This is a genomic window from Sphaerospermopsis sp. FACHB-1094 (genome assembly GCF_014696195.1).
GTDB classification, from domain to species: domain Bacteria; phylum Cyanobacteriota; class Cyanobacteriia; order Cyanobacteriales; family Nostocaceae; genus Sphaerospermopsis; species Sphaerospermopsis kisseleviana.
The window spans coordinates 24,826-31,611 of the sequence record NZ_JACJPT010000059.1; the positions used below are offsets into that span (position 1 = coordinate 24,826).

Annotated in this window: 4 protein-coding genes; 3 read left to right on the forward strand and 1 reads right to left on the reverse strand. The window is 38.2% G+C overall.

The window, feature by feature from the left end:
- Window positions 1–121: 121 nt before the first annotated feature.
- The gene (locus H6F47_RS17340) at window positions 122–1,870 is read left to right on the forward strand and encodes a diflavin flavoprotein (RefSeq protein WP_137669437.1); all 1,749 of its coding nucleotides are present in this window, start codon (window positions 122–124) and stop codon (window positions 1,868–1,870) included.
- 510 nt (window positions 1,871–2,380) lie between these two features.
- The gene (locus H6F47_RS17345; RefSeq protein ID WP_190650233.1) at window positions 2,381–4,090 is read left to right on the forward strand and encodes a diflavin flavoprotein; all 1,710 of its coding nucleotides are present in this window, start codon (window positions 2,381–2,383) and stop codon (window positions 4,088–4,090) included.
- Window positions 4,091–4,266: 176 nt separating this feature from the next.
- Here H6F47_RS17345 and H6F47_RS17350 read toward each other — a convergent pair whose 3' ends face one another.
- Complete coding sequence (locus H6F47_RS17350; RefSeq protein WP_190650227.1) at window positions 4,267–5,697, reverse strand: serine/threonine-protein kinase; 1,431 nt, start codon at window positions 5,695–5,697, stop codon at window positions 4,267–4,269.
- 327 nt (window positions 5,698–6,024) lie between these two features.
- On the opposite strand from H6F47_RS17350, the gene cbiT reads away from it, so the two are divergent.
- A complete protein-coding gene (cbiT, locus tag H6F47_RS17355; RefSeq protein ID WP_137669316.1) occupies window positions 6,025–6,627 on the forward strand; it encodes a precorrin-6Y C5,15-methyltransferase subunit CbiT in 603 nt (200 codons plus the stop codon).
- Window positions 6,628–6,786: the final 159 nt, after the last annotated feature.

Sequence of the window (6,786 nt, forward strand, 5' to 3'; positions counted from 1 at the left end):
TGTTTCACAGTTTTAATTTTCTTAATTGAATGATAGGTTTTTTAAGAAAACGTTATATTCAACCCGTGTCACAATATAAGGCAGAGGAATAAATACTCAATAAAAGTTAAGGAGGGGAGTTATGGTATTGCTCACCGATAAAAATCAAGGTCAGGAAGGTACAACCCCAGTAAAACGGCTGACTATACAAACGGTAGAAATTGATCAGGATACCACGGCTATTCGTTCTTTAGACTGGAACCGCGATCGCTTTGATATTGAGTTTGGTTTGCAAAATGGTACAACTTACAACTCCTTTCTGATCCGCGGTGAACAAACTGCCCTGGTTGATACTTCCCATGAAAAGTTCCGTCAGCTATATTTTGATACACTGACTGGTTTAATTAATCCGCAAGATATAGATTACTTAATTATTAGCCACACAGAACCAGACCACAGTGGTTTAGTTAAAGATTTACTACAAAAAGCTCCTGATATTACCGTTGTTGGTTCTAAGGTAGCAATTCAATTTTTAGAAGATTTGGTACATCAGCCTTTTAAACGTCGTATTGTGAAAAATGGCGATCGCCTGGATCTCGGTAATGGCCATGAGTTTGAATTTGTGATTGCTCCTAATTTACACTGGCCTGATACTATTTTCAGTTTTGACCACAAAACCCAAATTCTTTACACCTGTGATGCTTTTGGAATGCATTACTGTACAGATAGCACTTTTGATGATGATTTATCTGCCATTGAAAAAGATTTTCAATATTACTATGAATGCTTGATGGGTCCTAATGCCCGTTCTGTGCTTTCTGCAATGAAGCGCATGGCAGAATTAAAAACCATCAAAATGATCGCTACAGGTCACGGACCCTTACTATACCACAATCTCCAAGAATTAACAGGACGTTACCTCAATTGGAGTCAAAACCAAACCAAAGCAGAAACCACTGTGGGTATATTTTACGTTTCTGAATATGGTTATAGCGATCGCCTAGCTCAATCTATTACCAACGGTATCGTAAAAACCGGGGTAGCTGTGGAAGTAGTTGATTTATCTGGATCAGTTGATTTACAAGAGTTACGGGAGCTTGTAGGACGCTGTAAAGGCTTGGTAGTGGGGATGAATCCCATATCTAGTAATACAAGCATTCAAACAGCATTGAGTACAGTTCTAGGATCTGCTACGGAAAAACAAGCCATTGGTATTTTTGAAACTGGTGGTGGAGATGATGAACCTACCTATCCACTGTTAAATAAATTCCGCTCTGCGGGTTTAACTGTAGCTTTTCCTGTGATTGAGATTCGGGAAACACCAACAGAAAACACCTATAAAAAATGTGAAGAAGCGGGAACAGATTTGGGACAGTTGGTGACAAAAGAAAAAAGTATCAAAGCTATGAAATCTTTAGGTGCTGATTTAGATAAAGCACTAGGAAGAATTAGCGGCGGTTTGTATATCATCACAGCCAAAAAAGGCGATGTTTCCAGCGCCATGTTAGCGTCTTGGGTAAGTCAAGCGAGTTTTAAACCTTTGGGTTTTTCTATTGCAGTAGCTAAGGATCGGGCGATAGAATCATTGATGCAAGTAGGCGATCGCTTTGTTCTCAATGTTTTAGAAGAGGGCAACTATCAAGCATTGATGAAACACTTCTTAAAACGTTTTAGTCCCGGTGCGGATCGTTTTGAAGGAGTGAAAACCCAACCAGCGGAAAATGGAGCGCCTATTTTGGGTGATGCTTTAGCTTACATGGAATGTGAAGTAGTTAGCCGGATGGACTGCGGCGATCATTGGGCGGTGTATAGTACGGTTTATGCAGGTAGAGTATCTAAACCTGAATCATTAACAGCAGTACACCATCGCAAAGTAGGAAACCATTATTAAAATCTCTTTTCCCCCTCCCCGCAAGCGAGGAGGGGAACAAGACAGGGGAAACGCATCTTATCAATAAGGACAATTTAATCTCAATAATGACCTGAAAATTCGCATTAACGTCTACTTATTGACAATAATTTAAACCATCACGATGACTCTGAAAAAATCAATCAAACGATAAATAGGGGTTGCTGAGAAAGTCTTTCCGTGAGGGCATAGGAGTCAGGAGTCAGGAGTCAGGAGTCAGGAGGAGATTGGAAAATTTCTTTGCCATCTCTTGAAATCCCAAAAAATGCACACTTTTTCCGGTATACCCTTCAAAACCCTTGCACTAATTTCTGTGTTTATCAGCCTCTAACCTTTGATATATCAAGGTTTTAGGTTTATTCAGCAAACCCTAAATAAGGATTTCTTCGTTTATACATAAAAATGGTGTTTTGTCAATAAAATTTAGATGCGTTTCCCCTGGGGAACAAAAAAGAATTTATTTAAAAACAGGAGCTTAAATTTATGTCAGTTATGTCAAATACTAAACCCCGTGATGTCCAAATATTGCCTATTGGTACTGATACAACAATCATCAGATCGCGCAGTTGGGCAAGGTTAAGATTTGAAATTGAATATGCTTTAGCTAAGGGAACAACAGCTAATTCTTTTATTATTCAAGGTGATAAAATCGCTTTAATTGATCCACCTGGGGAAACTTTTACGGAAATTTATTTAGAGGCTTTACAAAAAAGAATAGATATCAAAAATATTGATTATGTAATTCTTGGTCATGTCAATCCTAACCGGGCAGCAACATTAAAAATATTAACAGAAATTGCGCCTCAAATTACTTTTGTTTGTTCTAACCCAGGGGCGATAAATTTACGCACAGCTTTAGAAAATGAAGATTTACCGATTGTGGTAATGCGGGGTGATGAAACTTTAGATTTAGGTAAAGGACATCATTTACAATTTATTCCTACTCCTAACCCCCGTTACGCTGATGAACTTTGTACTTTCGATCCGCAAACAAATATCTTGTTTACTGATAAGTTATTTGGGGCGCACATTTGTGGTGATCAAGTATTTGATGAAGGTTGGGAAATCTTTAACGAAGATCGCCGTTATTATTTCGATTGTATTATGGCTCCCCATGCAAAACAAGTAGAAACAGCTTTGGATAAGTTGGCAGATTTGCCAGTGAGGTTGTATGCTACTGGTCATGGTCCCTTGGTAAGATATGCTTTACAGGAACTTACCCACTCTTACCGAGAATGGATCAAGCAACAAACTAACGCGGAAATGAGTGTAGCTTTGATCTATGCTTCTGCCTATGGAAATACTGCAACTTTAGCTAGTGCGATCGCTCGTGGTATTACTAAAGCAGGTGTTAGCGTAGAATCTATTAACTGCGAATTTGCTGATCCTGAAGAAATTAAAACGGCGATCGAAAAATCCGCTGGTTTTGTAATTGGTTCGCCCACTTTAGGCGGTCATGCACCCACACCCGTACAAACAGCTTTAGGTATTGTTTTATCAACTGCAACTAATAATAAATTAGCTGGTGTGTTTGGTTCTTTTGGCTGGAGTGGGGAAGCAGTTGATTTAATTGAAGGTAAACTGAAAGATGCAGGTTATCGTTTTGGTTTTGAAACCATCCGCGTTAAGTTCAAACCTAATGAAGTCACCTTACAAACCTGTGAGGAAGCGGGTACAGATTTTGCTCAAGCATTAAAACGCGCTGCTAAAAAAGCTGTAGTTGCTAGACAACCTGCAAGTAATGTTGAACAAGCAGTAGGGCGAATTGTTGGATCTTTGTGTGTCGTTACAGCAACTCAAGGCGAAGTAAAAACCGGAATGTTAGCATCTTGGGTTGCACAAGCCAGCTTTAGTCCTCCTGGGTTAACCATTGCAGTTGCTAAAGATCGGGCAATGGAAAACATGACTTATACAGGTAGTAACTTTGTTGTTAATATCTTAGCAGAGGGGCGAGAAATACGCAAACAATTTATGAAGGTTTACGCCCCTGGACAAGATAGATTTGCAGGTTTAGATATCTCTGAAGCTAATAATGGTGGCGTGATTTTAAATGGTGCTTTAGCTTACCTAGAATGTACGGTGAAGAACCGGATGGAAGTAGGCGATCATTGGTTAGTTTATGCCACAGTGGATGATGGCAAAGTGTTAAACCAAGATGGTGTGACTGCTGTGCATCATCGTAAATCAGCGAGTTATTATTAAGCACCCCATACATTAACCCCTCTAACATGAAATAGAGGGGTAATTTAGGCTATAAAGAGGCGTTTTCTGCTTCATTAGTAATCAACAACTCCATTCGGAGTCAGAGACTAGGAAGGAGAAAACTTAAACCTATTTCTGGTTGTCCCCAGGATCATTTTCAACAGATATCTGAAGCATTAACTTGAGGTTTTGGTTATTTCAAGTTCTATCCCTAACCAATTACTTAACTCATCAGCTAACCATTTTAATTCATATTCAGACTTGATGATATAGTCACCAACTTTTATTTCCAATTTTTCTACCCCTATCCAAATTTCCAACTTTGCGTTGACTAAAGAATTACCAACCTCACTATCTTTTATCAAATGTTGAGGTATATAAACTAAGTGATTAATGTTTTCTCTCGGTGCAGAGGTATGTTTAATTTTCAGTCCCCAAAGATAAAGACTATGGGATATTTGTTGCTGATTTATGCTAATTTTACATTCAAAAAATGAACTTAATATACCAGATATCATAGCTAAACCACTGAAAAAAAAAGGTGATAGACAGCAAGCTAAGAATATAGCATTTATTATTGTTCCCCAATCAAGAGGATTAGAAATAAAGGTATTAAACGCGCCAACGATAAACCACAAAATCACGGAATTCCAAAATATCATAAATGGAATTCCCAATAAACTAAGAGTTAATGTTAATCCATCAGCAGGAAGGGTAGTTTTTAAATATTCCTCATTTTTAATTAGTCGAATTTGACTACCTGCTGGTTTAGCAGTTGTTGAATTTGTAATATCAGTTTTTTCCGGTGTTTCTAAAGCTTGTAGTGCTGTTTTTGCAGATGTAAACCGCTTTGCTAAATCTGGTTCTATCATCTTTTTTAACCAGTTCGTTAAGCCCGGACTCAGATTTGCCACTTGTTCAAATTGAATGCGAAAATTCTTTTGTGGTAAATCTGCCGGTTGAGTACCTGTGATTAAATAAATTAAAGTTGCACCTAAGCTATAAAGGTCAGAAGCGGGAACTGTACGCCCCCCAAATTGTTCTTGTGGCATATAACCATAAGTTCCTACAATGGTTCTAGTACCTGTTTCTGAGGCTAAAACAGTTTGCACAGAACCAAAATCTACTAAATAAATTTTTCCCACACTATTCCCCGATCGCTCTCCTAATAAAATATTGCTAGGCTTAATATCACGGTGGATCACGGGTGGGTGTAACTCATGAAGATAAACCAATATCTCTAAAACTGCTTTAGCTATCTCTTGAACTTCATTTTCTGCAAATTTTCTCCCAGTTTGTAAGTATTGTTTTAGGGTTTTCGCTGGGATGTAAGTTTGTACTAGGGCAAATCCTTGATAATTTGATTCTTTTACTTCAAAATAGTCAAGATAGCGGGGTATAGAGGGATGGGATAAAGATTGTAAGGTTTCCGCCTCCCGTTCAAACAGTTTCAAATCATCCCATTCAAAGTCACTATTAAAAGCAAGTAACTTGACAATTACTAAGTTATTGTTTATGGTGTCACGAGCTAAAAAAGTCCTTCGGGCTGACTTTTTACCTAACTGCTGTTGAACTTCGTAGCGATCGCCCAATATTTCCCTATTCATCAGCATCACCTAGATCACTTAGAAAATTATGTTGTTAAACTTTCTCTATTTTATTTTTATTCCTGTTGACTGTCAGGATGTTTTAAAAGTTTTCGGTGAATAGTTTTACTAATTGTTACTACTTCCTACTTCCGCTGATGCAGCACTTCCCAGTGTCATCAGGTACAAAAACCCCATCCCCAACCCCCTCCCCGCAACCGATGAGGGCGCTATTATGTACTTTATAACACAGGAATCCGCTGTAATTTTTAAGTTTGAATTTAAACTTTGAATTTTAAACTTTGAATTTTAAACTTTGAATTTTAAACTTTGAATTTTTAATTGCTTATGCCTTCCCAACTTTGGCCTTATGTTACTCCTGGTATTCCCGATGACTTATTTGAGAACTTACCAGGTATACCCCTAACTCAGCGAGAATTAAGATTATTGTTAATTTCCCAACTACGATTAAAACCAGATTCGGTATTATGGGATATTGGTGCAGGAACAGGTACAATTCCTGTAGAGGTGGGGTTATTGTGTCCCCAAGGAAGAGTTATTGCGGTAGAACGAGATGAAGAAGTGGCTAATTTGATTAAACGTAACTGCCATCGCTTTAATGTGAAAAATGTCAAAGTAATTGAAGGCAGCGCCCCAGAATGTTTACATGATATACAACCCACCCCTGATCGTGTTTGTATAACAGGGGCAAAAGCTATCCAGGAAATTTTACAAGCTGTCTGGCTTTATTTGCCTTTATCCGGTCGAGTTGTCGCCACAGCTGCTAATCTAGAAAGTCTGTATGCTATTTCTCAAAGCTTTTCTCAGTTAAGAGCCAGAAATATCGAGGTTGTACAGTCTGCTGTTAACCGCTTAGAAACTCGCGGTTTTTCCCAAACCTTTGTCGCCGCTGATCCGATTTTTATTCTCAGTGGTGAAAAACTAGATTGAATCTATTCGGTTTTCGGTTTTGGATTCAATCCAAAATCCAAAATCTAAAATCTAAAATAGGGTTTGCTGAATAAACCTAAAACCTTGATATATCAAAGGTTAGAGGCTGATAAACACAGAAATTAGTGCAAGGGTTTTGAAGGGTATACCGGAAAAAGT

Bases quoted from the DNA above. Each gene is read 5' to 3' on its own strand.
- H6F47_RS17345 (WP_190650233.1), top strand. From the start codon at position 2,381: ATGTCAAATACTAAACCCCGTGATGTCCAAATATTGCCTATTGGTACT.
- H6F47_RS17340 (WP_137669437.1), top strand. From the start codon at position 122: ATGGTATTGCTCACCGATAAAAATCAAGGTCAGGAAGGTACAACCCCA.
- H6F47_RS17350 (WP_190650227.1), bottom strand. From the start codon at position 5,697: ATGAATAGGGAAATATTGGGCGATCGCTACGAAGTTCAACAGCAGTTA.
- cbiT (WP_137669316.1), top strand. From the start codon at position 6,025: ATGCCTTCCCAACTTTGGCCTTATGTTACTCCTGGTATTCCCGATGAC.